Genomic DNA, 25542 nt, shown 5'->3' with positions numbered 1-25542 from the left:
CCCGGCATCGATAGCTTTTGGCGACTTCCATTCGCCCATCACCTTTTTCCACAGAAGGTTTTTATGTCCACCACCAAAGCCCGCGCAGACTCACTTTCGCTTCTGCTGTTTACCTTGCGCAGCGGCAAGTTGATGGCGATCAACCTGCTCAAGGTCAGTGAAATCATTCCCTGCCCGCCGCTGACCAAGCTGCCGGAATCACATCCTCACGTCAAAGGCATTGCCACCCTGCGCGGCGCGTCGTTGTCGGTGATCGACCTCAGCCGTGCGATCGGCGAGCGGCCGCTGGAAGACCCGAACGGCGGTTGCCTGATCGTCACCGACGTCAGCCGTTCCAAACAGGGCCTGCATGTTCAGGCGGTGAGCAAGATCGTCCACTGCCTGACCACCGACATCCGTCCGCCGCCCTTCGGCTCCGGCGGTGTGCGCTCATACATCACTGGCGTGACCTCGGTCGACGGCACGCTGGTGCAGGTGCTGGACATCGAAAAGGTCATCCACGGCATCGCCCCGGCGCAGATCGAAACGGCCCCGACCGAACTGAGCATGGAAGACGCGGAAGTGCTCGGCAACGCGCGCATCCTGGTGGTCGACGACAGCCAGGTGGCCCTGCAGCAATCGGTGCACACCCTGCGCAACCTCGGCCTGCAATGCCATACCGCGCGCAGTGCCAAGGAAGCCATCGATTGCCTGCTGGACCTGCAAGGCACCGCCCAGCAGATCAACCTGATTGTTTCAGACATCGAAATGTCAGAGATGGACGGCTACGCCTTCACCCGCACCCTGCGCGAAACCCCGGATTTTGCGCACCTGTATGTGCTGCTGCACACCTCGCTGGACAGCGCGATGAACAGCGAGAAAGCGCGTCTGGCCGGCGCCAACGCGGTGCTGACCAAGTTCTCTTCGCCGGACCTGACCAAGTGCCTGATCGAAGCGGCCAAGGCGGTCGCCGAACAAGGTCACTGAGTTGGCCGAGGCTTTTTGTTTTCTGATGCGGCGCAACCTGGCGGAGGTTGTGCCCGCAATCACCTGGCCTCAAGGCATTGTCCTGCACGAATATCGCCCAGAACTGGCTGAAGACGTTCATCGTTTGATGGAACTGGGTTACCTGGACGGTGGCGGTCGCGTGCCGGCATTGGATATCTGGCAGCAGCGGTTTGAGACGGACCCTGAATACGATCCCTCCCTGTGCTTCATTGCGCAGGATGCCGACGGTATCGTGGGTGTATGCCAGTGCTGGACCAGCGCCTACATCAAGAATCTGGTGGTGCACCCGCGAGCTCAGGGTCGGGGTTTGGGCCGGGCGTTGCTGTTGAATGCATTCAACGTGTTTCAGCAGCGTCGCGAAGGTTTTGTGGATTTGAAGGTATTGGAAGACAACCTTCGGGCGCAGCGGTTGTACGAAAGTGCCGGGATGACTGTGGTCCGCCGGGAGCCGGTTCCGGCCTGATACACCGCCTTCGCGGGCAAGCCTCGCTCCTACAGGTACGGTGATCACAATGTAGGAGCGAGGCTTGCCCGCGAAGGGGCCGACACATTCAACCTCATCCCATCAGGCATACTCGGCCCACCCATGCACAAGGATGCCTGCCCCATGAAAGCCACCACCCTCGCCTTCCTCTGCCTCACCGCCCTCGCCACCCAAACCCACGCCTCCAGCCCGGACGCCTGGGCCGCTTTCGACAAAGCCATGCTCGCCAGTTGCATCAAGGCCAGCGGCCTGGCGGACGCTTCACCCGTCGGCAAAGCCGCACAGTTCGATGACCGTGTCGACTACACCGCCGTGCTCCTGCAAGGCCGCTACCCGCAAAAACACATGAAAGGCCAGCAAGGCACCGAGCTGTGCCTCTACAACAAGAAAACCAAAACTGCCTACGTGACCGAGTGGGACTCCATCCGCCTACCCGCCAAATCCCGGTAAATGGCGCATAACTTGCTTCGTCGCTGACTTCTGCGGTGGCATTCTGTCGCCATTTCGGGCCCTGACAAGCGACTGATCCTTCGATGAATACAACGTTTTCCTGCGTAGGTTGTGGTAAATGCTGCAATGACCATCACGTCCCCCTGACCTTGGCCGAAGCCCGGATGTGGGCGGCCGACGGCGGTCAGGTGATCGTGCTGGTGGAAGGTTTCCTCGGTAATGGCCTTGGCCTGCCGGTGCAGCAACGCGAACATGCCGAGCGGCGTTCGGTGGTGGTTCAAAGCGGCGACTGCGAGGCCTACGTGGCCATCACGTTTGCGGCGTACAACGTCGGTCCCTGCCGGAATCTTGACGAAGACAACCTCTGCCGCATCTACGAACGTCGGCCGCTGGTGTGCCGCATCTATCCGATGGAAATCAATCCGCACATCCCCCTCAACCCGGCGATCAAGGAATGCCCGCCGGAATCGTGGGAAAAAGGCCCGGATCTGATCATTGGCGGTGAATTGGTCGATCACGAGCTCGCAGGACTCATCCAGCGCTCCCGCCAAGCGGATCGCGACGATATCCGCACCAAAGATGCGATTTGCGCTTCACTGGGGATTCGGACCACGGCCCTGAAGGGCGATGGATTCACTGCGTATCTACCGGACATGAGCGCGTTCGCCACAGTCGTCGATCAAGTGGCGCAACAGCCGCTGACTGAATCGGACAGTGACTGGCAGTTCCACGTATCGGGTGACGATATCGCCGGGCAAGTGCTGGCGGCGGGTGCGCACGTGGCCACCGAGACGCCGCTCAACTATGCCTTCATTTCGTTGCGCGCGGCTTAACGGCGGGCTCGCCAAAACTCTTGCGCCAACAACCGCAAGTCCCCCGCCAGCCCTGCCACATCGGTGGAATTCGCCTGGCTTTGCTGCCCCTCACTGACCGTGACCTCGCAGGCTGAGCGAATGCTGATGATGTTGCGGTTGATGTCTTCGCTGACGCTGCTCTGCTCTTCCACCGCCGAAGCGATTTGCAGGCTCATTTGCGTGATCTGATTGACCCGCCGACTGATCGCGTCCAGCGAATCGGCGGCGCGTCGGGCCTGTTCGACGCTGTTGTCCACCTGTTCACTGCTTTGTTGCATCACCACCACCGCGTCCCGCGTGCCGTTTTGCAGGGTGCTGATCATGCGCTGAATCTCGTTGGTCGATTGCTGGGTACGCTGGGCCAGGCCACGGACTTCGTCGGCCACCACCGCAAAACCGCGCCCGGCATCCCCGGCACGCGCCGCTTCGATGGCCGCGTTGAGGGCCAGCAGATTGGTTTGCTCGGCGATGCTGCGGATCACATCCAGCACGCCGGTAATCTCGCTGCTGTGCCCCTCCAATTGATGAATCACCTCGGTGGCGCGCGCCAGTTCCTCGGCCAGACGCAGTACCGCCTGGCGACTCTCACTCACCATTTGATGACCTTCGCGGGTTTCGTTGCCGGCCAGATCGGCCGCCTGGGACGCTTGCTGCGCATGGCTGGCAACCTCGGCCACGCTGGCAGACATCTGGTGAATCGCCGCCGCCACCTGATCGGTTTCAGCCTGTTGGGCCAGCGTACTGTTATGACTGCCTTGCAGGTGCTCGACCAGTTCCGCCGCATGCCCGGCCAAACGCTGCGACGCATCGCCGATGCGCCCCACCACCGCGCCGATCTGCGCTTCGAGCATCTGCAAGGCAAACTCGATCTGGCCGAACTGATCGCGGCGACCGGTGTAAACAGCCTGGCTCAACGGGTTGTCGGCAATCTGCCGGGCGCGTTCGGTCAACGCTTTCAGCGGACGCAACATGAATCCGGTTCCGACCGCTGCCAAACCACTGCCCACGACAAACGCCAGTACGCCGAAAACGGCTGACGAAGGGTTCAGCCACGCTTCGATGCCGACCACGCAGGCCAATGTCGCGCTGAACAGCGCCGTCACCTTGAGACCCGGACCGAGCACCGGCCACCGCTGCCATAGCGATGTGCGATCACTGCGAAGCTGTGTGTAGGCTTTTTCCGCGGCTTCGATCTGCCGTACCGAGGGTTTGGTCCGGACCGACTGATACTCCACGGCTTTACCGTTCTGCGTCACCGGCGTGGCGTACGCGCTCACCCAATAGTGATCGCCATTCTTGCAGCGATTTTTCACCAGCCCCATCCATGAGCGGCCGCTTTTAAGGGTCTGCCACATATGCGCGAAAGCCGCCGCCGGCATGTCCGGGTGGCGCAGCAAGTTGTGCGTCGAGCCCAGCAACTCCTCGCGGCTGTAGCCGCAGATGTTGATGAAGTCGTCGTTGGCGTAGGTAATCGCGCTGGTCAGATCAGTGGTCGAGAGGATATTCGCATCAGCCGCAACGTCGACATTACGGCCGGTCACCGGGAGGTTGATCTTCATGGAAAGCGCGCTCGTTGGATGGAAAGAGTCGGCAGGGCTGCTGACTCTAAGCGCACTGATTCCACAAACGTTGATCTGGCTCAGGATATGAGCACTTAGCCATCACCGCGATTGAAAACCGCGGCCGATGGCCAATCGCGGGGTGGCGTTAAAACTCAGCGTTTGCCCATCGAACGACGGGTACCGGGAGGCGCTGCGCCGGGGGTCTTGGTGTGGCCGTTCTTGGCGCCGTTCTTGTACCAGGGTTGGCTGGCGGCCTTCGCGGCGGCCAGTTCACCCGGTTTGAACGGGAACTTGAATGCCGGGATCGCGGCTTTGGTTTCGCTGTCTGCGCTGGAGTCGACGCTGTCTGGCAGGTCTGCCTGGTCGTCGCTCAAAGCGTCGGCAACCGGCGGTTGTGTCGGGGAAGTCATGAAAGCTCCGGGTGATGCAAAAGAGTCGGGCCCGGTCAGCGAGCCGCGAAAGGCGGCAGTATACCTGTGTCGGGGGCGACAGGCTTCACGTGGCGAGTGAGTCTGTCGGGTTTTGTGTTGGCCGGCCTGACGCCATCACCGGCAAGCCGGCTCCTACAGGGTTTCACGATGCCCCTTGTAGGAGCCGGCTTGCTGGCGATGAGGCCAGAACAGGCAACACAAACCCCAAACTGACAGCGCCGTCAGTTAGCAGTCACCTTCCTGACCGGCGAACAGGTTTATAAAGGAAGGTATAACCCTGACAAAATTCCGTCCTCCCAGCCCCGGCGCCCCACTCGCATGCGAATTCAGAAAAAACCCGCCCTGCTCGCCGCCCTTCTGATTGTCCTGGCAGCGCTGGGTGTGTGGTACGCCACCAAACCGGCCACGGCCAGACTTGCCGCGCCCATGGCGATCCCGGTTCGGGTGGTGAACGTCGCCGAAAAAGACGTCCCTCGTTACGTCAGCGGCATCGGCTCGGTGCTGTCCCTGCACAGCGTGGTGGTACGTCCGCAGATCGACGGCATCCTCACTAAAATCCTGGTCAAGGAAGGTCAGTTGGTGAACAAGGGTGACCTGCTGGCCACCATCGACGACCGTTCGATCCGCGCCAACCTCGACCAGACCCGCGCACAGCTCGGCGAAAGCCAGGCGCAGCTGCAAGTGGCGCTGGTCAACCTCAAGCGTTACAAACTGCTGAGCGTCGACGACGGCGTATCCAAACAGACTTACGACCAGCAACAAGCGCTGGTCAACCAGCTCAAAGCCACCGCCCAGGGCAATCAGGCGTCGATTGACGCCGCTCAGGTGCAGCTTTCCTACACACAGATTCGCTCCCCAGTCAGCGGTCGCGTGGGGATTCGTACGGTGGACGAAGGCAACTTCCTGCGCATGACCGACACCCAAGGCTTGTTCACGGTGACGCAGATCGACCCGATTGCCGTGGAGTTTTCCCTGCCGCAGCAAATGCTGCCGACCCTGCAAGGCCTGATCAACGATCCGGAGCACGCCCAGGTGAAGGCCTACATCGGTGCCGACACCGACGGTGAAACCGGCAACCTTCTGGGCGAAGGCCACCTGACCCTGATCGACAACCAGATCAACGCCAACACCGGGACCATCCGCGCCAAGGCCGAATTCAACAACCCCGGGCAAAAGCTGTGGCCGGGCCTGCTGGTGACGGTAAAAATTCAGACAGCGCTGGAAAAGGATGCGCTGGTGGTGCCGCCCACTGTCGTACAACGTGGCCTCGATCAACACTTCGTGTACCGGGTCAAAGGTGACAAGGTTGAAACCGTCCAGGTGCAGATGGTCTATCAAGGCAGCGGCCAGGACATCATCAAAGGCGTGAAACCGGGCGACGTGCTGGTCAGCGACGGCCAGTCACGACTCAAGCCCGGTTCGACGGTTCAGGTGCTGACTGAACCCGCGCAAATGGTGCAAACGGAGTCGAAACCATGAAGGGCCACGGCTCGGTTTCCGCGTGGTGCATCGATCATCCGGTAGCGACTATCCTGCTGACGTTTGCCCTGGTATTGCTCGGCGTCATTGCGTTCCCACGGCTGCCCATCGCGCCGCTGCCGGAAGCCGAATTCCCGACCATCCAGGTGGCCGCGCAACTTCCCGGCGCCAGCCCGGAAACCATGGCTTCCTCGGTGGCCACGCCGCTTGAAGTGCAATTCAGCGCCATCCCCGGCGTGACCCAGATGACCTCGAGCAGCGCCCTCGGCTCGACCAACCTGACCCTGCAATTCACCCTCGACAAAAGCATCGACACCGCCGCGCAGGAAGTGCAGGCCGCGATCAACACCGCCGCCGGCAAACTGCCCAAGGACATGCCGAACCTTCCGACCTGGCGCAAGGTCAACCCGGCCGACAGCCCGGTGCTGATTCTCAGCATCAACTCGACCCTGATGCCCGGCCCCGAACTCAGCGATCTGGTGGAAACCCTGCTGTCCCGTCAGATCAGTCAGATCGACGGCGTAGGCCAGATCAACATCACCGGCCAGCAACGTCCAGCGATTCGCGTTCAAGCCTCGGCAGACAAACTGGCCGCCATAGGCCTGACGCTGGCGGACATTCGCCTGGCGATCCAAAACACCAGCCTCAACCTGGCCAAAGGTGCGTTGTATGGCGAGTCGAGCATCTCGACGCTGTCGACCAACGATCAGTTGTTCCACCCCGAGGAGTACAGCCAGCTCATCGTTTCCTACAAGGACGGTGCACCGGTTCACCTGAAGGATGTCGCCAAAGTCGTCAACGGTTCGGAAGATGCCTACGTGCAAGCCTGGGCCGGGGACAAGCCCGGGGTGAACCTGGTGATTTCCCGGCAACCGGGCGCCAACATCGTCGAGACCGTGGATCGCATTCAAGCCGCGCTGCCCGCTCTCGAAGCGATGCTGCCGGCGTCGGTGCAGGTCAAAGTGCTGGTTGACCGGACCCAGACCATCCGCGCCTCGTTGCATGAGGTGGAAGTCACCCTGCTGATCGCGATCATGCTGGTGGTGGCGGTGATGGCGCTGTTCCTGCGTCAGTGGTCGGCGACGCTGATCGTGTCGGCGGTGCTGGGTGTTTCGCTGGTCGCCAGTTTTGCCCTGATGTACATCATGGGCTTCAGCCTGAACAACCTGACACTGGTGGCGATCGTGGTGGCCGTGGGGTTTGTGGTCGACGATGCGATTGTCGTGGTGGAGAACATTCACCGACACCTGGAGGCCGGCGACGGCATGCGTGAGGCGGCGATCAAAGGCGCCGGCGAGATTGGTTTTACCGTGGTCTCGATCAGTTTTTCGCTGGTGGCGGCGTTCATTCCGCTCCTCTTCATGGGCGGCGTAGTCGGGCGGCTGTTCAAGGAATTCGCCCTGACGGCCACGTCTACGATCATGATTTCAGTGGTGGTTTCGCTGACGTTGGCGCCGACCCTCGCCGCGCTGTTCATGCGTGCGCCGGTGCATCACGCCCACAGCAAAAAAACCTTTGGCGAACGCTTGCTGGCCGGCTACGAAAAGCTCCTGCGCCGCGCCCTCGCCCACCAGAAATTGATGATCGGGGTGTTCGGCTTGTCTCTGGGGCTGGCCATCGCCGGCTACATCTTCATTCCGAAGGGTTTCTTCCCGGTGCAGGACACCGGTTTTGTCCTCGGCACCACCGAAGCCGCCGCCGACATATCCTACGGCGACATGGTGAAAAAACACCTGGCGATGGCAGAAATCGTCGCGGCAGATCCAGCTGTCGAGGCGTTTTCCCACTCCGTCGGTGTCTCCGGCAGTAACCAGACCATCGCCAATGGCCGCTTCTGGATTTCCCTGAAAAAACGCAGCGAGCGCGACGTCTCGGCCAGCCAGTTCATCGACCGGATCCGTCCACAACTGATGAAAGTCCCGGGCATTGTGCTGTACCTGCGTGCCGGCCAGGACATCAACCTCAGCTCCGGCCCGAGTCGCGCGCAGTACCAATACGTGCTCAAGAGCAACGACGGAGCGACCCTCAGCACCTGGACCCAGCGCCTCACGGAAAAACTGCGCGCCAACCCGGCGTTCCGCGACATTTCCAACGACCTGCAATTGGGCGGCAGCATCACCCACATCAGCATCGACCGCAGCGCCGCCGCGCGTTTCGGCCTGACCGCCAGCGATGTCGACGAAGCGCTGTACGATGCGTTCGGCCAGCGGCAGATCAACGAATTCCAGACCCAGATCAACCAGTACAACGTGATCCTGGAACTCGACACCAGGCAACGCGGCAAAGCCGAAAGCCTCAATTACTTCTACCTGCGCTCGCCGCTCAGTGGGGAAATGGTGCCGTTGTCGGCACTGGCGAAATTCGATGCGCCGACGGTTGGCCCGTTGTCGATCGCCCATGACGGGATGTTCCCGGCCGCCAACCTGTCGTTCAACCTGGCGCCCGGCGTGGCGCTTGGCGATGCGGTGATCATGCTCAACCAGGCCAAGGCCGAGATCGGCATGCCGGCCGCCATGAGCGGCAACTTCCAGGGCGCGGCCCAAGCGTTCCAGAGTTCGCTGGCCAGCCAGCCGTGGCTGATTCTGGCGGCGCTGGTGGCGGTGTACATCATTCTCGGCGTGCTCTACGAGAGCTTCGTCCACCCGTTGACCATCATCTCGACGCTGCCCTCGGCGGGGCTCGGGGCGGTGATCATGCTGTGGATTTGCGGCCAGGATTTTTCGATCATGGCGCTGATCGGGCTGGTGCTGCTGATCGGCATCGTGAAGAAGAACGGCATCCTGATGATCGACTTCGCCCTCGACGCCCAGCGCAACGGTGGCCTGCCGCCGGAAGAGGCGATTTTCCAGGCCTGCATCACGCGGTTCCGGCCGATCATCATGACCACCCTCGCCGCCCTGCTCGGCGCGCTGCCGCTGATGCTCGGCTACGGCACCGGCGCCGAACTGCGCCAGCCATTGGGGATCGCGGTGGTCGGCGGCTTGCTGGTGAGCCAGGCGCTGACGCTGTTCACCACTCCGGTCATATACTTGTGGCTGGAGCGACTATTTCATCGGCCCAAAAAACCAGCGCCCGTACCGGTGCTGGCGACCACAGACTGAGGCGGGGTCATGCGCGTTCTGATTATCGAAGACGAGGAAAAAACCGCGGATTATCTGCACCGCGGCCTGACGGAACAGGGTTACACCGTGGACCTGGCGCGGGACGGCGTTGAAGGCCTGCACCTGGCGCTGGAAAGCGACTACGCGGTGATCGTCCTCGACGTGATGTTGCCGGGCCTCGACGGCTTCGGCGTGCTGCGCGCCTTGCGTGCGCGCAAGCAAACCCCAGTGATCATGCTCACCGCCCGCGAGCGTGTCGAAGACCGGATCAAGGGCCTGCGCGATGGCGCCGACGATTACCTCGGCAAACCGTTTTCCTTCCTTGAACTGGTGGCGCGTCTGCAAGCGCTGACCCGGCGCAGCGGTGGCCATGAACCGGTGCAAGTGAGCATCGCCGACCTGTGGATAGATTTAATCAGCCGCAAGGCCACCCGCGCCGGTACGCGTCTGGACCTGACCGCCAAGGAGTTCTCGCTACTCAGCGTGCTGGCCCGTCGGCAAGGGGAAATCCTCTCGAAAACGGCGATTGCGGAAATGGTCTGGGACATCAATTTCGACAGTGACGCCAACGTCGTCGAAGTCGCGATCAAACGCCTGCGCGCCAAACTCGACGGGCCGTTTGACGAGAAACTGCTGCACACGATTCGTGGCATGGGTTATGTGCTGGAGAGCCGTGGTGTCCAGTAATTCGATTGCCCTGCGCCTCAGTGGAATGTTCACGCTGGTGGCGCTATTGGTGTTTCTGCTGATCGGCTGGGCGCTTTATCAGCAGGTCGACAAAGGCCTGGGTTTGTTGCCCGAAGCCGAGCTGGACGCACGTTACAGCGTGCTCGAATCCACCGTCGGCCGTTACGGCACGCCTGAGCATTGGGTGAAGATCAACAACAAGCTCAAGCTGCTCGGCGAAGAAGACAAACGCATCAGTTTCTGGATCACCAGCGGCGATCCGCACTACGAATATGGCAACCCGACGCCGCAGATCCGCGCCTTCGCCGAAGGCCCGCTGGGCATGCGCGATTTGCAGTTGCCGGGCCAGCCTTATCCAATGAAAGTGCTGGTCAGCCAGTTCCCGGCCAAGGATCAACGCCCGCCGCTGCGCTTCATGATCGGCATCGACACCGAGACGTTTTTTCAAACCCAGCATCATCTGCTGATTGCGCTGATCAGCCTGGCGATTGTCGGCGTGCTGCTGGCCTCGGCACTCGGTTATTGGGTGGCGCGGATCGGCCTCAAGCCGTTGATCAAGTTGTCTCAGGAGGCTCAGCGCCTGGCGCCGCCGTTGCGTTCCGGGCGCTTGCGCTTATCGTCGTTGCCACCGGAGCTCAATCAGTTCGTCAACTCGTTCAACTCCACGCTGGAGCGGGTCGAACAGGCTTACTCGCGGCTTGAGTCGTTCAATGCCGACGTCGCTCATGAGCTGCGCTCACCGCTGACCAATCTGATTGGTCAGACCCAGGTCGCGCTGACGCGCGGACGCTCGGCGGAACACTATTTCGAAGTGCTGCAATCGAATCTCGAGGAGCTTGAGCGACTGCGTTCGATCATCAACGACATGCTGTTCCTCGCCAGTGCGGATCAGGGCAGCAAGGCCACCAAACTGACGTCCACCTCGCTGGCGGATGAAGTGGCGACGACGCTGGAGTATCTGGATTTCATTCTTGAAGACGCGCAGGTTCAAGTGCAGGTCAGCGGCGATGCGCAGGTACGGATCGAGATCGCGCATCTGCGTCGGGCGCTGATCAATTTGCTGAGCAACGCGGTGCAACACACCGAGCCTGGGCAGGTGATTCAGGTGCAGATCGACGTCGAGGACCATCAAGTCAGCATCGGCGTGGCAAACCCCGGTGCACCGATTGCCAACGAACATCTGCCGAGATTGTTCGAGCGCTTCTACCGGGTCGATGCGTCGCGCAGCAACAGTGGCAACAACCACGGTTTGGGGCTGGCGATCGTCAAGGCGATTGCGTTGATGCACGGCGGGGATGTGTTTGTGCGCAGTGATCACGGCATGAATACCTTCGGTATTCACCTCCCTGTCTGATTACCCCTGTAGGAGCCGGCTTGCCGGCGATGGCGTCTTCGAAAACAGCGCAAAACTGAAGACTGATCGCCGGCAAGCCGGCTCCTACAGGGTTGTGATCTTTGCTTATCCCGCAACAGTCCTTTATTGAATTGGCTCTGTTTCCCATCGGCCAGGATCCTTATCTTTGCGCCACCAAACAGCACTTGCCAAGCAAGAAGGTTTTAAAGATGTCCAACACTATGGGTATTGCCAGCGCTTTCGTTTTGTCCTCTTTGTTCCTCTCACCGTTCGCCATGGCTGAAGAGTCGCAGACCTTCGTCGCACACAACGCAGCGCGCGCTGCAGCGTATGAAGAACATCAGAGCGAAATGACGGCCAAAGCACAGGACGCTGCGCAAACCCCTCAAGCGTCGACCACTCAGGCCCAGCCACAGGTCGAGAAAGATAGCTGATCGCTCACATCGCTCTATTTCCCTCGACACTTTTCATCGGCTCTTCCTGTTGAAAAGTTGTCTTCAAAGCCGCTGCTATCAGCGGCTTTTTTTGTTGTGGTTCAAACGCTGTCCGGTTCGTCTTCCCTTACAAGAAACATCCCGCACTTCAAAACAGTGAAGTGTTTAGTTGACCCAAGGAGCTGTACCGCTAGTGCGTTTCCCTCAAAGATTCAATCCGCTATTCATTGCAATCGCCGTAACGATGCCGATCAACGCCAAGGCAGCCGATCAAGAAGGTTTCGTCGAAGGTTCGAGCCTCAACCTCAATGCCCGCAACTACTACATGAACCGCAACCGCCTGCAGCAGGCGGACGACAACATTGAATGGGGCCAGGGTTTCCTGGGTGTATTCAAATCGGGCTTTACCGAAGGCACCGTCGGTTTCGGCCTCGATGCCCACGCCATGCTCGGGCTTAAGCTGGATGGCGGAGGCGGTACCGATAATTCGAGCATCCTGCCGATCGGCGATGGCAACGGCAAAGCGCCGGGGTCGTTTTCGACAGCGGGTGGCACGCTGAAAATGCGCGCCTTCGATACCGAACTGAAGGCCGGTGACCTGTTTCTCGCCAACCCGGTGATCGCCGGCGGCGAGACGCGCATGCTGCCGCAGACCTTTCGCGGCGTCAGTTTGACCAATCACAGCTTCGACGGTTTTCTGATCGAAGGTGGCCAGGCGAGTTTCACCAAGCCCTACAACCAAAGCGGTCATACGCGCATCGGCACGTCCTATGGCAGCCTCGCCGAGGGCGACGAAAGCCAGCACCTGAACTGGGCCGGCGTGGCCTGGAGCGGCCTGCCGGGCTTGACCAGCAGCCTTTACGCCGCCGAGCTCAAGGACATCTGGAACCAGTATTACTACGACCTGGATTACACCTACGCGCTGAACGAACTGGTCAGTCTCAATCCGGGCCTGCACGTTTATCACACGCAGGACACCGGCGATGCGCTGCTGGGCAACATCGACAACAACACTTACAGCCTGCATTTCACCGTCGGCGTGGGCAATCACAGCGTCACCGCCGCTTACCAGCGGGTCAACGGCAACACGCCGTTCGACTACATCAGCCAGGGCGACAGCATTTTTCTCGACAACTCCCAGCAGTATTCCGACTTCAATGGTCCGAATGAGCGCTCGTGGAAACTCAAGTACGCCTACGACTTTATCGGACTCGGCCTACCCGGCCTGACCTCGGCAGTGTCTTACTCCCGGGGCGAGCTGGACCTGACCAAGGTTGACCCGCAGAGTCGCGGTTATGCGTCGTGGTATAGCGTCGATGGCAAAAATGCCCAGCATTGGGAACGTGATATCGACCTCAAATACGTGGTCCAGGACGGCACGGCCAAGGACCTGGCGGTGCGCCTGCAATGGGCCACCAACCGTGGGGGCAACGGTTACGGCGCACTGGATCAGGACACCGATGAATACCGGGTGATCGTCGACTACCCGCTCAATGTCTTCTAAGCTCTAGGCAGTAAAGGCCAGCGCGTTTTGCTGGCCTTTTTTTTTGCTCCTCAAACAGACATTCTCCCCATGCTCGTGAGCCGCCCCCCACTCGTTTCAGCCAAGACCGGTCGCCCGGAGCTCATGGTGATCCTCGGCAGCTCCCTGACGGTCATTGCGATTCTCAGCATCGTCACCTTCCTGCTGATCCGCGAACACGCCAACGCCCAGCAGACGGCCACGCGCGGTGCGACCACGATTGCCCAACTGATCAATGCCGACGTGCTGCGTACCGTCGAACTCTACGACTTGACCCTGCAAGGTCTGATTGCCGCCTCGCAGCGGGACGACCTGAAACAGGTGTCAGCGCAAATTCGTCACCTCGTGCTGTTCGACCGCTCTACAACGGCACGCTTCAAGGGTGACATTCTGCTGCTGGACAAGCATGGCGAGGTGCTGGCCGATTCATCGTTGATCGAACCCAAGCCCGGCAATTTTGCCGACCGCGATTACTTTCTCGCGCACGCCTTCAACCGCGACACCGGCATGTTCATCAGTCGACCGTTCAAGCCCCGTTGCGATTGTGAAGACAGCGACGAATGGCGCATCAGCTTCAGCCGGCGCATCTCCTCGGCCACCGGCGAGTTTTTGGGGGTCGCCATGGCGTCGATGCGCTTGAGCTACTTCGATCAGTTGTTCAATAGCCTGAACATCGGCACCGACAGTGCGCTGTCCATCATCAACGACGAAGGCATTTTGCTGGCGCAGAAGCCCTTTCTGGAAAACGACTCGATCGGCAAAACCTTCGCCAGCCGCCCGAACGTTATGCGCATCCTGCGCGAGGGCAGCGGCAGCTTCGACAGCGTGTCGAGCGTCGACCAGCAGCGACGCCTCTATACCTTTTCCAGGGTCGGCAACCTGCCGTTGACGGTGATCGTCGCCCTTTCCGGCAACGAAGTGTTCGCCACCTGGAAACGCACAGCGATCGTGATCAGCTTCGCCACCGGCATTCTGTGCATCGGCCTGCTCTGGCTGACGTGGTTGCTGTGCCGGGAACTGCGTCTGCGGCACAACGCCGAGCAGGAACTCGCACAACTGGCCGCCACCGATGCCTTGACCGGCGTAGCCAACCGCCGAATGCTCGATCAAACCCTGCGCCATGAGTGGTTTCGCGCGCAACGCTCCGGCAAACCGCTGTCGGTGTTGATGATCGATGCCGACCACTTCAAGGCGTTCAACGATCAACATGGCCATCAGGCGGGTGATGATGCGCTACGGGCACTGGCCAAGGTGATCGCCGAGAATGTGCGGCGACCGACGGATCTGGTCGCCCGCTACGGAGGGGAGGAGTTCTCGGTGGTCCTGGCGGAAACGGACAGCGCAGGCGCGCGGCAAATTGCTGAACACATTCGGTCTGCGGTGGAACAACTGCCGTTTGTGGCGGGCGTGGAATCGCCGATTACTGTCAGTATCGGCATCAGTACCTGGACTTCGACCACCGATACCAGCCTTGAACAGTTGCTGTTTGCGGCGGACAAAGCGCTGTATCAGGCCAAGGAAAGTGGGCGGAATCGGGTGGTGGCTACGGAGTGAGATCTTCGCTGTAGCGGCCGGCCTCTTCGCGGGCAAGCCTCGCTCCTACAGGGTACGCATTGCCATTGTAGGAGCGAGGCTTGCCCGCGAAGGCGTCATCACAACCACCACACGACTTTCCCGCAGGCATAAAAAAAGGCCACCCGAAGGCAGCCTTTAAAAACTAGAGAGGTTTTTACTTACACCGCCGCAACCGGACGCATGTAAGAGATCGGTGCAGTGCTGGCGTCTTCGAAAGTCACGACTTCCCAAGCATCTGTCTGCTCAATCAACTTGCGCAGCAGCTGGTTGTTCAATGCATGTCCGGACTTGAAGCCCTTGAACTCACCAATCAGGCTATTGCCCAGCAGGTAGAGGTCACCAATTGCATCGAGGATCTTGTGCTTCACGAATTCGTCTTCATAGCGAAGGCCGTCTTCGTTCAGTACACCATCCGCGTCGACCACAATAGCGTTTTCAACGCTGCCGCCGAGTGCGAGGTTGTGCTTGCGCAGGTACTCGATGTCACTCATGAAACCAAAGGTACGGGCGCGGCTGACTTCTTTTACGAACGAAGTGCTGGAAAAATCCACGCTTGCACTTTGTGTGCGGTTACGGAAAACCGGGTGATCGAAATCGATCTCGAAACTCACCTTGAAGCCTTCGAAAGGGACGAAAGTGGCGCGCTTGTCGCCGTCTTCCACTGTCACTTCCCGCAGGATCCGGATGAATTTCTTCGGTGCGTCCTGTTCTTCCAGGCCGGCCGATTGAATCAGGAATACGAAAGGTCCAGCGCTACCATCCATGATCGGGACTTCGGACGCGGAGAGCTCGACGTAGGCGTTATCGATGCCCAGGCCAGCCATGGCCGAGAGCAAGTGCTCAACCGTATCCACTTTCACGTCACCGTTGACCAGCGTCGTCGACATTGTTGTCTCGCCGACGTTGGCAGCACGAGCCGGGATCTCGACCACTGGATCGAGGTCGGCACGGCGAAAGACGATTCCGGTGTCGATCGGTGCAGGCTTGAGGGTCAGGTATACCTTCTCCCCGGAGTGCAGACCTACACCGGTGGCACGGATAATATTTTTCAGTGTGCGTTGTTTAATCATGGCTTGGGCCGCTTCAGCGCAAATTGCGAACTGGTATCAACAAAGGCTGGCGATGATAGCAGACCAGACCTTTGCTGAACACCAATCACCTTCATAGCCCTGATACATTCCATTAATCGGCCTGACGACGCAGGAAAGCCGGGATGTCCAGGTAGTCCAGATCATCTTGCGGATTCATCTTCGCGGCAGTCGCAGCACCGGCCTGAGCCTGGTTGCGCATGACGGTCGGACGGTCCAGGTCACGGTAGTTCACCGCTGGAGCTTCCTGACGAGCGGGAGCCGATTGTTGCGGTTGCGGCGCCATGGAAGTGTGAACGGTATTGTCGATGACCTTCACAGGCTTCTCGATTTTCGCGCCCAGACCGGTGGCAACTACTGTTACGTGCAGCTCGTCGCGCATGTCCGGATCGATAACGGTACCGACCTTGACCATCGCGTGCTCGGAAGCGAAGGCTTCGATGATGCTACCCACGTCGGAGTACTCACCCAGGGACAGGTCAGGACCGGCGGTGATGTTCACCAGGATGCCGCGTGCACCTTGCAGGTTCACGTCTTCCAGCAGCGGGTTGCGAATGGCCGCTTCAGTAGCTTCGCGTGCACGGTTCGGACCGCTGGCGCAGCCAGTGCCCATCATCGCCATGCCCATTTCGCTCATCACGGTACGCACGTCGGCAAAGTCGACGTTGATCATGCCCGGACGCTTGATGATGTCGGAGATACCGCGAACGGCACCGGCCAGTACATCGTCTGCCTTGGCGAAAGCCGACAGCAGGCTGGCGTCTTTACCCAGGATGGTCAGCAGCTTCTCGTTGGGAATGGTGATCAACGAGTCGACGCTTTCGGACAGCAGGCGGATGCCTTCGTCGGCCAGCTGCATACGCTTGCGGCCTTCGAACGGGAACGGACGGGTCACCACCGCAACGGTGAGGATCCCCATTTCCTTGGCCACTTCAGCAATGATCGGCGCAGCACCAGTACCGGTACCGCCGCCCATGCCGGTGGTGATGAACACCATGTTGGTGCCCTGCAGGACTTCGGCAATGCGCTCGCGATCTTCGAGAGCGGCCTGACGACCTACTTCAGGGTTGGCGCCGGCGCCAAGACCTTTGGTCACGCTGGTGCCCAGTTGCAGGATGGTCCGCGCGCTGATGCTCTTCAGCGCCTGGGCATCAGTGTTGGCGCAGATGAATTCAACGCCTTCAATGTTGCTCTTGACCATGTGATTGACAGCGTTGCCGCCGCCTCCGCCAACACCGATAACCTTAATGACCGGGCTTGCGGGGATGTTGTCTACGAGTTCGAACATTTTCCCTCTCCTTTGATTCTCTAGTTTTTTCGCCTACTGCCTGTATCTACAACGGTGCTGCGGTAATTCTTCAGAAGTTGCCTTGTACCCAGCTCTTGATGCGATCGAGCAAGGCGGCTTTCGGTTCGTCATTGCTGTAGCTGTCGCGGCTGCTGATGCCCGAGAACGAAATCCCGTCGGACTGCTTCTGCAGGCCGTACATCAACAGGCCGACGCCGGTGGAATAAATCGGGTTGCGCACCACGTCGTCGAGACCCTTCACGCCATGCGGCACGCCCAGGCGGACCGGCATGTGGAAAATCTCTTCGGCCAGTTCGACCGCGCCTTCCATCTTCGACGTACCACCGGTCAGCACGATGCCGGCCGGGATCAGGTCTTCGTAGCCACTGCGACGCAGTTCGGCCTGGATCAGCGTGAACAGCTCGTCGTAACGCGGCTCGACCACTTCGGCCAGGGCCTGGCGGGACAGCTCGCGCGGTGGACGGTCGCCAACGCTCGGGACCTTGATGGTTTCACCGGCACCGGCCAGTTTGGCCAGGGCGCAGGCGTAGCGAATCTTGATTTCTTCGGCGTACTGGGTCGGGGTGCGCAACGCCATGGCGATGTCGTTGGTCACCTGATCGCCCGCAATCGGGATCACTGCGGTGTGACGGATCGCGCCTTCGGTGAAGATCGCGATGTCGGTGGTGCCACCGCCGATGTCCACCAGGCACACGCCCAGCTCTTTTTCGTCGTCGGTCAGTACCGAGTACGCGGACGCCAGTTGCTCGAGAATGATGTCGTCGATTTCCAGACCGCAGCGGCGCACGCATTTTTCAATGTTCTGTGCGGCGTTGACGGCGCAGGTGACCACGTGAACCTTGGCTTCCAGACGAACGCCGGACATGCCCAGAGGCTCACGCACGCCTTCCTGGTTATCGATCACGTAATCCTGCGGCAGGGTGTGCAGCACGCGCTGGTCAGCCGGGATTGCCACAGCCTGGGCAGCGTCGAGGACGCGCTCAAGGTCGGCGGAGCTGACTTCGCGATCACGAATCGCCACGATGCCGTGGGAGTTCAGGCTGCGGATGTGATTGCCGGCCACGCCGACGAACGCCGAGTGGATCCGGCAACCGGCCATCAGCTGCGCTTCTTCGATGGCGCGCTGGATCGATTGCACGGTGGACTCGATGTTCACCACCACGCCTTTCTTCAGGCCGCGGGACGGATGAGTGCCGATCCCGACGATTTCCAGCGTGCCGTCGTCCGAGACCTCGCCTACCAGCGCCACCACCTTGGAGGTGCCGATATCGAGACCGACGATCATTTTGCCGCTTTGCACGTTTGCCATGGGTCCTGCCTCTCTTAATTCTTCGCGACAGCGGGTTGGGCTGTCGTAGGCGCTACAGGTTCCCGCCAGCCAACAGCGAGGCCGTTGGCGTAGCGCAGATCGATGCGCGCAATGTTCGTAATCTGTTCTTTAAGCGTCTTGTCGTAGATGGCAATGAAGCGGCGCATCTTTTCCACCAGGTTGCCGCGGCCCAGCAGCAGTTCGATCCCCGGGCCCGAACTGCCGGCGCCGGTGGTCAGGAACCAGCTGCCTCGTTCACGCAACTCCAGGCGTGCAATCGAGAAGCCCAACGGCCTGAGCATCTGGCTCAGCACCTGGTATTGCTGCATCACTTGCTGCTGAGCCCGTTGTGGGCCGAACAGCTGTGGCAAGTGTTCGTAGTTCGCCAACTCACGCGGGGTGAACGCCTGACCCTGGTTGTTCAACAGCGATTCATCGCCCCAACGGGCCACCGGCAGTTGTTCTTCCAGGCGGATCACCACTTGATCCGGCCACACCCGACGCACTTCGGCGTGGGCAATCCATGGCATCTGTTCCAGCTCGGTGCGCATGCTCGCCAGGTCGATGGTGAAGAAGCTCGACGCCACGTACGGGGCGATTCGCTGCTGCACCGCTTGCTGGCTGATGTAACTCAGGTCGCCCTGCACTGCGATCTTGGTGATTGGCCGGTCGGCGTACGGCAGCAAACGCTGTGCGCCTTCGTAAGTGCCAAACCCCAGCGCGACCAGCAGCACGGGCCAGAACAGGCTTTTCAGAAAACCAAAATTGGCTTTCGGCAGGCGCGCAGACATCGGCTCTTTGGCCACCATTCGGCTGGCACCCCGCGGCACCGGCTTGCGGCCGGGTGCTGGAGGGGGCTGATGTCTTAGCTGTGCGCCTTGCATGGTCTTACCCTCGTGCCTCAACACTGGCGGCCAGGATCGCCAGGACCAATTGCTGGAAATCCAGACCGGCGGCACGGGCCGCCATCGGGACCAAACTGTGATCGGTCATGCCCGGTGCGGTGTTGACTTCCAGGAACCAGAACTGCCCGTCGGCGTCCTGCATCACGTCAGCCCTGCCCCAACCGGCGATACCCAGCGCCTCACAGGCTTTCGCCGTGAGGTCCATCAGTTCTTTTTCCTTGTTGCTGTCGAGGCCGCACGGGATCCGGTACTGGGTATCGGAGGCCACATACTTGGCGTCGTAGTCGTAGAAACTGTGCGTCGTGCCCAGGGCAATCGGTGGCAACACCTGGTCACGCAGGGTGGCGATGGTGAACTCCGGACCTTGAATCCATTGCTCGACCAACACTTGCGAATCGTAGGTACTGGCCGCTTTCCACGCGTCGATCAACTCCGGCGCGGAAGTCACTTTGGCCATCCCGATACTTGAACCTTCATGGGCCGGTTTGACGATCAAAGGGAAGCCCAGTTCCGTCGCCGCCGAAATACAATCGGCCTCGGAACTCAGTACCGCGTGGCGTGGCGTCGGAATGCCGAGGCTGTGCCACACCTGCTTGGTGCGCAGCTTGTCCATGGCCAGTGCCGAGGCCAGAATGCCGCTGCCGGTGTACGGAATGCCCAGGCATTCCAGCAGGCCTTGCATGCTGCCGTCTTCACCGCCACGACCGTGGAGAATGATGAACGCACGGTCGATTTTCTCGTTGAGCAAACGCTGCAACAGGTCATCACCGACATCGAGACCGAACGCGTCCACACCGGCGCTTTGCAGCGCTGCGAGAACCGCGTTGCCCGACTTCAGGGAAACTTCACGCTCCGCACTCTTGCCGCCGAACAGCACGGCAACGCGGCCGAAATCTTTCGGCGCGACAGTGGAGACGAGGTTGGCGTAAGCAGCAGTCATTTCAACTTCCCCACGCTTGGCGCGGCAACGGCGCCAGCGAACAACGGACTCTTCAACAGTTTCGGTGCGAGACCGCCGATATCACCGGCGCCCTGGCACAGCAGGATGTCGCCGGCACGCAGCAGCGGCTTGACGACAGGCGCGAGATCGACACCGCGCTCGATGTAAATCGGGTCGAGCTGACCGCGCTGACGGATGCTGTTGCACAGCTTGCGGCTGTCGGCACCCGGGATCGGCTCTTCGCCGGCCGGATAGACTTCCATCAGCAACAGCACGTTGGCATCGGCCAGTACATTGACGAAATCGTCGTACAGGTCGCGGGTGCGGCTGTAACGGTGCGGCTGGTAGACCATCACCAGGCGGCGCTCCGGCCAGCCACCACGCACGGCCTTGATCACGGCGGCGACTTCGGTCGGGTGGTGACCGTAGTCGTCGACCAGCATCACGCTGCCGTCTTCAACCGGCAGTTCGCCATAGACCTGGAAGCGTCGGCCGACACCCTGGAACCCGGACAGGCCCTGGACGATGGCTTCATCGCTGACGCCTTCGTCAGTGGCGATGCAGATGGTGGCCAGCGCGTTCAGCACGTTGTGGTTGCCCGGCATGTTCACCGAGACATCCAGCGGCTCGCGGTCAGGACGCAGCACGGTGAAGAAAGTCTGCATGCCCTGCTGACGCACATTGATCGCGCGCACATCGCAGTCATCGCCGAAACCGTACGTGACGACCGGACGTTTGACCTGCGGCAGGATTTCGCGAACCACCGGATCGTCCAGGCACACCACCGCCAGACCGTAGAACGGCAGGTTGTGCAGGAACTCGACGAAGGTTTTCTTCAGTTTGTTGAAGTCACCGTCGTAGGTCGCCATGTGGTCGGCGTCGATGTTGGTGACCACGGCCACCAGCGGCTGCAAGTGCAGGAAACTGGCGTCGCTTTCGTCGGCTTCGGCGATCAGGTAGCGGCTGGTGCCGAGCTGGGCATTGGTGCCCGCGGCATTCAGACGACCACCGATGACGAACGTCGGATCGAGGCCACCGGCAGCAAATACCGAAGCGATCAGGCTGGTGGTGGTGGTTTTGCCGTGTGTACCGGCGACGGCGATGCCGTGGCGATAGCGCATCAGCTCGGCCAGCATCTCGGCACGCGGCACCACCGGAATACGGCGTTCAAGCGCAGTGGCGACTTCCGGGTTGGAGGTGTTCACCGCACTCGATACCACCAGTACGTCGGCGGCAGCGGCGTTCTCGGCACGGTGGCCGATAAAGATCTGGGCGCCGAATGATTCGAGACGCTCGGTGACCGGCGAAGCTTTCAGGTCGGAACCGGACACTTCATAGCCCAGGTTCAGCAACACTTCGGCGATCCCGCACATGCCCACGCCGCCGATACCGACGAAGTGGATGCGACGGATGCGGCGCATTTCCGGTTGTGGCATGGCTTTCTGATTCTCAACCATGGGCCACCTCCAGGCAGGTATCGACCACGTTACGGGTCGCATCGGGTTTGGCCAGGCGGCGTGCCGCAGTGGCCATGTCGGTGAGTCGTTGTGGTTGCATCAGGACCTCTGTCAGGCGTGCGGCTAGATCCGCTGCGCCAGTCGTTCTTTGCGGCATCAGGAAGGCAGCGCCTTCACGGGCCAAATAATCGGCGTTGCGGGTCTGGTGATCGTCGATCGCGTGGGGCAAAGGCACCAGCATCGAGGGCAGACCGGCGGCAGCCAGTTCACTGATGGTCAGCGCGCCTGCGCGGCACACCACCAGGTCGGCCCAGCCATAGGCGTGGGCCATGTCTTTGATGAAAGGCTGCACTTGCGCCTCGACGCCAGCCGCGCGATAGCGCTCTGCAGTCACTTCATCGTGGTTTTTGCCGGCCTGATGGAACACGTCCGGGCGCAGGTCGGGGGCGACCTGCGACAGGGCTTCAGGCAGTAATTTGTTCAACGGTTCTGCGCCCAGGCTTCCGCCGAGGATCAGCAAACGCGCCTTGCGACCGGCCAGGGCAGGTCGCGGTGTGTCGAGGAACAGCTCGGTGCGCACCGGGTTACCGGTGGTCCGTCGGCTGTCCGACAGGGTAAAGGTGTCGGGGAACGCTTCACAGACTCGGGCGGCCAACGGCACCAGCAACCGATTGGCGGTACCGGCCACGGCGTTCTGTTCGTGAACGATCACCGGCACGCCGGCCAGTTTGGCTGCAACGCCGCCAGGACCGGTCACATAACCACCGAAACCGACCACGCACACCGGCTGCAACTGGCGAATGATCGCCCGCGCCTGCCAGACGGATTTGAGCAACATCAACGGCGCCTTGAGCAGGGACAACTTGCCCTTGCCGCGCAGACCGCTGGCGTTGATCCGGTGCAGCTCGATGCCGGCCATCGGCACCAGGTCATTCTCGATGCCGCGCGGCGTGCCAAGCCAATGCACGGTGTAACCGCGGGCCTGGAACTCGCGAGCGCAAGCCAGCGCCGGGAACACGTGTCCGCCGGTGCCGCCCGCCATGATCAATACGTTAGCGCCCATGGGTCGGCTCCTCGGCGAAGTCGCTCTCATGGAACTCCATCTCCTCACTGCCCAGATGGGTTCGACTCTCCCACTCAATGCGCAGCAACAAACCGAGACAGGCACAGCAGATCACCAACGAACTGCCGCCATAACTGAGGAACGGCAAGGTCAGGCCTTTGGTGGGCAGCAGGCCGACGTTCACCCCGATGTTGATCAGGAACTGACCAATCCACAGGAACGACAGACCGTACGCAATATAGGCAGCAAAGAACTGCTTGGCCTTCTCGGCCCAATAACCGATGTACATGCCGCGAATACAGACAAAGACGAACAGCGCCACGGTGCACAGGGAACCCACGGCGCCCAGCTCTTCGGCCAGAACCGAGAACACGAAGTCAGTGTGGGCTTCCGGCAGGTAGAACTGTTTCTGCACGCTGTTGCCCAGGCCTACGCCCAGCCACTCGCCGCGACCGAACGCGATCAATGCTTGCGACAACTGATAACCGGCGCCGAACTGGTCGGCCCACGGGTCGGCAAAGTTGGTCAGACGCGCCATCCGGTATGGCTGCACCTGAATCAACAACACCACCGCCGCAACCGCAAGGACCACCATCAACGAGAACCGGAACAGCCCGACTCCGCCGAGGAACAGCATCGCCGCAGCCGCGCCCATCATCACGACGGTGGCACCGAAGTCCGGTTCCATCAGCAACAGGCCCGCCATCGGCAGCAACACGATGAACGGCTTGAAGAAACCCATCCAGCTTTCACGCACTTCTTTCTGGCGACGCACCAGATAACCGGCGAGGTAGATCACCACGAACACCTTGGCAATCTCGGAAGGCTGAACGTTGAAGAAACTGAAACCGATCCAGCGCATCGAACCGTTCACTTCACGGCCGATCCCCGGGATGATCACCATCACCAGCAAACCGAACGCACCGATCAGCATCAGCCAGCCCAGGCGTTGCCAGGTGGCGATCGGAATCATCATGGTGACGATGCAGGCAGCCAGGCCCAGCACCACGTAGATCAAGTGGCGAGTCATGTAGTACAGGGCACTGCCCGACTGCACGGCGCCCACTTCGGTCGAAGCCGAGGCGATCATGACCAGTCCGAGGCCGAGCAAGGCCAGGCAACCGGCAAGCATCGGAAAATCGAGGTCGATGCCGCGCCCGGTGATGAGCGGCGAAGGAAACGGCTTGATGATGTTGAGCAGGCTCATGCCAGTTCCTCCACTGCCTGGACGAACTGGTGACCACGGTCTTCATAATTCTTGAACATGTCGAAGCTGGCGCAGGCCGGCGACAACAGCACCACGTCGCCCGGTTGCGCAGCGGCGCGGCATTGCTCCACCGCTTCGACCAGCGAAGCAGCGCGGATCAGCGGCACGGCATCGCCAATGGCTTCACCGATCTTGTCGGAGTCACGGCCCATCAGGATCACGGCGCGGCAGTTGGCCGCCACCGGATCACGCAGATCATTGAACTCGGCACCCTTGCCGTCGCCACCGGCGATCAGCACGACCTTGCCGTCGATGTCCGCGCCCAGGCCTTCGATGGCAGCCAGTGCGGCGCCGACGTTGGTGGCTTTGGAATCGTTGTAGTAGCTTACGCCGTCCAGGTCACGGACCCACTGGCAGCGATGTTCGAGACCGGCGAACGTGCGCAGACTCGACAGCATGGCGTCGAACGGCAGGCCGACCGCGTGGCCCAGGGCCAGTGCCGCCAGGGCATTGGACTGATTGTGGGCGCCGCGAATTTTCAGCTCGCGCACCGGCATCAGGTTCTGGAATTCGAAGGAGAGGTATTTCTCGCCGTCTTCTTCGCGGATACCGAACGCCTTGAAATCGGGTTTGCTCAAACCGAAGGTCCAGCAAGGCTGACCTTCGCCCATCAGCGGACGGCTCAGGGCGTCCTGACGGTTGACCACGAACTGCCTGGCGCCACGGAAAATCCGGTGCTTGGCCAGGTGATAGGCCGGCAGACCGCTGTAGCGGTCCATGTGGTCTTCGCTGACGTTGAGCACGGTCGCCACTTCGGCGTTGAGCTGGTCGGTGGTTTCGAGCTGGAAGCTCGACAGTTCCATCACGTACAACTCGACGTCATCGCTAAGCAGGTCCAGCGCCGGCGTGCCAAGGTTGCCGCCGACAGCGACGCGCTTGCCGGCCGCAGCCGCCATCTCGCCCACCAGCGTGGTCACGGTGCTTTTCGCATTGGAGCCGCTGATGGCGACAATCGGCGCCTTCGCGTTACGCGCGAACAGCTCGATGTCGCCGGACAACTTCACGCCACGAGCGGCGGCGGCCTGCAGGGCCGGGGTCGCCAGCGCCAGGCCGGGGCTCACGTAGAGCTCGTCGGCGCGGCACAGGAATTCGACGTCCAGCTCGCCACAACGCACTTCCACGTGCGGATAGTCACGCTTGAGCGTGGCCAGTTCCGGTGGATTTTCCCGCGTATCGGCCACGGCAAACGACGTGCCCCGGTTCGCCAGGAAGCGAACCAGGGACATGCCGCTCTTGCCGAGGCCGACAACGATGCGGAAGTGGTCAGAAGCGATCAGAGACACG

At 60.9% G+C, this 25542-nt stretch carries 22 protein-coding genes and 1 pseudogene; 11 read left to right on the top strand and 12 right to left on the bottom strand.

Features of this window, described 5'->3' with window-relative positions; translation table 11 throughout:
- The first annotated feature begins 63 nt into the window (after positions 1 to 63).
- The 4 genes from ACYZUC_RS25580 to ACYZUC_RS25565 all read left to right on the top strand — a co-directional run bounded on the left by ACYZUC_RS25580 (position 64) and on the right by ACYZUC_RS25565 (position 2754).
- The gene (locus ACYZUC_RS25580) at positions 64 to 966 is read left to right on the top strand and encodes a chemotaxis protein CheW (protein WP_461991172.1); all 903 of its coding nucleotides are present in this window, start codon (positions 64 to 66) and stop codon (positions 964 to 966) included.
- Between the two features lie 25 nt (positions 967 to 991).
- Positions 992 to 1450 carry a GNAT family N-acetyltransferase gene (locus ACYZUC_RS25575; protein ID WP_461991170.1) on the top strand — a complete coding sequence of 153 codons (459 nt, stop codon included), beginning with the start codon at positions 992 to 994 and terminating at the stop codon, positions 1448 to 1450.
- 144 nt (positions 1451 to 1594) lie between these two features.
- The gene (locus ACYZUC_RS25570) at positions 1595 to 1921 is read left to right on the top strand and encodes a hypothetical protein (RefSeq protein ID WP_461991168.1); all 327 of its coding nucleotides are present in this window, start codon (positions 1595 to 1597) and stop codon (positions 1919 to 1921) included.
- An 83-nt stretch (positions 1922 to 2004) separates the two neighbouring features.
- Positions 2005 to 2754: a YkgJ family cysteine cluster protein gene (locus ACYZUC_RS25565; RefSeq protein WP_461991166.1), complete on the top strand. Its 750-nt coding sequence runs from the start codon at positions 2005 to 2007 to the stop codon at positions 2752 to 2754.
- Here ACYZUC_RS25565 and ACYZUC_RS25560 read toward each other — a convergent pair.
- The 3 genes and pseudogenes from ACYZUC_RS25560 to ACYZUC_RS25550 form a co-directional block, all read right to left on the bottom strand.
- The gene (locus tag ACYZUC_RS25560; RefSeq protein ID WP_461996764.1) at positions 2751 to 3794 is read right to left on the bottom strand and encodes a methyl-accepting chemotaxis protein; all 1044 of its coding nucleotides are present in this window, start codon (positions 3792 to 3794) and stop codon (positions 2751 to 2753) included. The two genes, ACYZUC_RS25565 and ACYZUC_RS25560, sit on opposite strands and share 4 nt — an antisense overlap.
- Before the next feature lie 258 nt (positions 3795 to 4052).
- Positions 4053 to 4334, bottom strand: a pseudogene (locus tag ACYZUC_RS25555) (PAS domain-containing protein); the annotation flags it as partial.
- Positions 4335 to 4489: 155 nt separating this feature from the next.
- Positions 4490 to 4747, bottom strand: coding sequence for a hypothetical protein (locus ACYZUC_RS25550; RefSeq protein ID WP_461991164.1), 258 nt, complete (start codon positions 4745 to 4747; stop codon positions 4490 to 4492).
- Between the two features lie 339 nt (positions 4748 to 5086).
- On the opposite strand from ACYZUC_RS25550, the gene ACYZUC_RS25545 reads away from it, so the two are divergent.
- From ACYZUC_RS25545 to ACYZUC_RS25515, 7 genes are all read left to right on the top strand, one after another.
- The gene (locus tag ACYZUC_RS25545) at positions 5087 to 6247 is read left to right on the top strand and encodes an efflux RND transporter periplasmic adaptor subunit (protein ID WP_461991162.1); all 1161 of its coding nucleotides are present in this window, start codon (positions 5087 to 5089) and stop codon (positions 6245 to 6247) included.
- The gene (locus tag ACYZUC_RS25540) at positions 6244 to 9348 is read left to right on the top strand and encodes a multidrug efflux RND transporter permease subunit (RefSeq protein WP_461991160.1); all 3105 of its coding nucleotides are present in this window, start codon (positions 6244 to 6246) and stop codon (positions 9346 to 9348) included. The genes ACYZUC_RS25545 and ACYZUC_RS25540 overlap by 4 nt, the downstream gene beginning before the upstream one ends.
- Before the next feature lie 9 nt (positions 9349 to 9357).
- Positions 9358 to 10035, top strand: coding sequence for a heavy metal response regulator transcription factor (locus tag ACYZUC_RS25535; protein ID WP_007916978.1), 678 nt, complete (start codon positions 9358 to 9360; stop codon positions 10033 to 10035).
- The gene (locus ACYZUC_RS25530) at positions 10025 to 11389 is read left to right on the top strand and encodes a heavy metal sensor histidine kinase (protein WP_207286070.1); all 1365 of its coding nucleotides are present in this window, start codon (positions 10025 to 10027) and stop codon (positions 11387 to 11389) included. The genes ACYZUC_RS25535 and ACYZUC_RS25530 overlap by 11 nt, the downstream gene beginning before the upstream one ends.
- Positions 11390 to 11598: 209 nt before the next feature.
- On the top strand, positions 11599 to 11823 hold the full coding sequence (locus ACYZUC_RS25525; protein WP_461996763.1) for a hypothetical protein: 225 nt from the start codon (positions 11599 to 11601) through the stop codon (positions 11821 to 11823).
- Between the two features lie 193 nt (positions 11824 to 12016).
- Positions 12017 to 13327, top strand: a complete 1311-nt coding sequence (locus tag ACYZUC_RS25520; RefSeq protein ID WP_461991158.1) for an OprD family porin — start codon at positions 12017 to 12019, stop codon at positions 13325 to 13327.
- 69 nt (positions 13328 to 13396) lie between these two features.
- Positions 13397 to 14899, top strand: coding sequence for a diguanylate cyclase (locus ACYZUC_RS25515; protein WP_461991156.1), 1503 nt, complete (start codon positions 13397 to 13399; stop codon positions 14897 to 14899).
- A gap of 179 nt (positions 14900 to 15078) precedes the next feature.
- Here the strand turns inward: ACYZUC_RS25515 and lpxC are convergent, their stop codons facing one another.
- From lpxC to murD, 9 genes are all read right to left on the bottom strand, one after another.
- Entirely contained in the window at positions 15079 to 15990 is a 912-nt protein-coding gene (gene lpxC / locus ACYZUC_RS25510) for a UDP-3-O-acyl-N-acetylglucosamine deacetylase (RefSeq protein WP_461991154.1), read from the bottom strand.
- Between the two features lie 112 nt (positions 15991 to 16102).
- Positions 16103 to 17296 carry a cell division protein FtsZ gene (ftsZ, locus tag ACYZUC_RS25505; protein ID WP_008025988.1) on the bottom strand — a complete coding sequence of 398 codons (1194 nt, stop codon included), beginning with the start codon at positions 17294 to 17296 and terminating at the stop codon, positions 16103 to 16105.
- Between the two features lie 70 nt (positions 17297 to 17366).
- Positions 17367 to 18626: a cell division protein FtsA gene (gene ftsA, locus ACYZUC_RS25500; protein WP_008025987.1), complete on the bottom strand. Its 1260-nt coding sequence runs from the start codon at positions 18624 to 18626 to the stop codon at positions 17367 to 17369.
- 14 nt (positions 18627 to 18640) lie between these two features.
- The gene (locus ACYZUC_RS25495) at positions 18641 to 19510 is read right to left on the bottom strand and encodes a cell division protein FtsQ/DivIB (RefSeq protein WP_008025986.1); all 870 of its coding nucleotides are present in this window, start codon (positions 19508 to 19510) and stop codon (positions 18641 to 18643) included.
- Positions 19511 to 19514: 4 nt separating this feature from the next.
- Positions 19515 to 20471 (bottom strand): D-alanine--D-alanine ligase, encoded by a 957-nt coding sequence (locus ACYZUC_RS25490; RefSeq protein ID WP_461991151.1) that lies wholly within the window; start codon positions 20469 to 20471, stop codon positions 19515 to 19517.
- Positions 20468 to 21928, bottom strand: coding sequence for a UDP-N-acetylmuramate--L-alanine ligase (gene murC / locus ACYZUC_RS25485; protein ID WP_461991150.1), 1461 nt, complete (start codon positions 21926 to 21928; stop codon positions 20468 to 20470). Before murC ends, ACYZUC_RS25490 begins: the two co-directional genes overlap by 4 nt.
- Positions 21921 to 22991 (bottom strand): undecaprenyldiphospho-muramoylpentapeptide beta-N-acetylglucosaminyltransferase, encoded by a 1071-nt coding sequence (gene murG / locus ACYZUC_RS25480; RefSeq protein WP_461991148.1) that lies wholly within the window; start codon positions 22989 to 22991, stop codon positions 21921 to 21923. The genes murC and murG overlap by 8 nt, the downstream gene beginning before the upstream one ends.
- Positions 22981 to 24198, bottom strand: a complete 1218-nt coding sequence (gene ftsW / locus ACYZUC_RS25475) for a putative lipid II flippase FtsW (RefSeq protein ID WP_461991146.1) — start codon at positions 24196 to 24198, stop codon at positions 22981 to 22983. Before ftsW ends, murG begins: the two co-directional genes overlap by 11 nt.
- Positions 24195 to 25541, bottom strand: coding sequence for a UDP-N-acetylmuramoyl-L-alanine--D-glutamate ligase (murD, locus tag ACYZUC_RS25470; protein ID WP_461991144.1), 1347 nt, complete (start codon positions 25539 to 25541; stop codon positions 24195 to 24197). The genes ftsW and murD overlap by 4 nt, the downstream gene beginning before the upstream one ends.
- Position 25542 lies beyond the last annotated feature (1 nt).

It is taken from the genome of Pseudomonas sp. GT1P32 (genome assembly GCF_054897805.1).
This window is presented reverse-complemented; position numbering and strand designations above follow the sequence as displayed.

Bases quoted from the DNA above. Each gene is read 5' to 3' on its own strand.
- ACYZUC_RS25580 (WP_461991172.1), top strand. From the start codon at position 64: ATGTCCACCACCAAAGCCCGCGCAGACTCACTTTCGCTTCTGCTGTTT.
- ACYZUC_RS25575 (WP_461991170.1), top strand. From the start codon at position 992: ATGCGGCGCAACCTGGCGGAGGTTGTGCCCGCAATCACCTGGCCTCAA.
- ACYZUC_RS25570 (WP_461991168.1), top strand. From the start codon at position 1,595: ATGAAAGCCACCACCCTCGCCTTCCTCTGCCTCACCGCCCTCGCCACC.
- ACYZUC_RS25565 (WP_461991166.1), top strand. From the start codon at position 2,005: ATGAATACAACGTTTTCCTGCGTAGGTTGTGGTAAATGCTGCAATGAC.
- ACYZUC_RS25550 (WP_461991164.1), bottom strand. From the start codon at position 4,747: ATGACTTCCCCGACACAACCGCCGGTTGCCGACGCTTTGAGCGACGAC.
- ACYZUC_RS25545 (WP_461991162.1), top strand. From the start codon at position 5,087: ATGCGAATTCAGAAAAAACCCGCCCTGCTCGCCGCCCTTCTGATTGTC.
- ACYZUC_RS25540 (WP_461991160.1), top strand. From the start codon at position 6,244: ATGAAGGGCCACGGCTCGGTTTCCGCGTGGTGCATCGATCATCCGGTA.
- ACYZUC_RS25535 (WP_007916978.1), top strand. From the start codon at position 9,358: ATGCGCGTTCTGATTATCGAAGACGAGGAAAAAACCGCGGATTATCTG.
- ACYZUC_RS25525 (WP_461996763.1), top strand. From the start codon at position 11,599: ATGTCCAACACTATGGGTATTGCCAGCGCTTTCGTTTTGTCCTCTTTG.
- ACYZUC_RS25515 (WP_461991156.1), top strand. From the start codon at position 13,397: ATGCTCGTGAGCCGCCCCCCACTCGTTTCAGCCAAGACCGGTCGCCCG.
- lpxC (WP_461991154.1), bottom strand. From the start codon at position 15,990: ATGATTAAACAACGCACACTGAAAAATATTATCCGTGCCACCGGTGTA.
- ftsZ (WP_008025988.1), bottom strand. From the start codon at position 17,296: ATGTTCGAACTCGTAGACAACATCCCCGCAAGCCCGGTCATTAAGGTT.
- ftsA (WP_008025987.1), bottom strand. From the start codon at position 18,626: ATGGCAAACGTGCAAAGCGGCAAAATGATCGTCGGTCTCGATATCGGC.
- ACYZUC_RS25495 (WP_008025986.1), bottom strand. From the start codon at position 19,510: ATGCAAGGCGCACAGCTAAGACATCAGCCCCCTCCAGCACCCGGCCGC.
- ACYZUC_RS25490 (WP_461991151.1), bottom strand. From the start codon at position 20,471: ATGACTGCTGCTTACGCCAACCTCGTCTCCACTGTCGCGCCGAAAGAT.
- murC (WP_461991150.1), bottom strand. From the start codon at position 21,928: ATGGTTGAGAATCAGAAAGCCATGCCACAACCGGAAATGCGCCGCATC.
- murG (WP_461991148.1), bottom strand. From the start codon at position 22,991: ATGGGCGCTAACGTATTGATCATGGCGGGCGGCACCGGCGGACACGTG.
- ftsW (WP_461991146.1), bottom strand. From the start codon at position 24,198: ATGAGCCTGCTCAACATCATCAAGCCGTTTCCTTCGCCGCTCATCACC.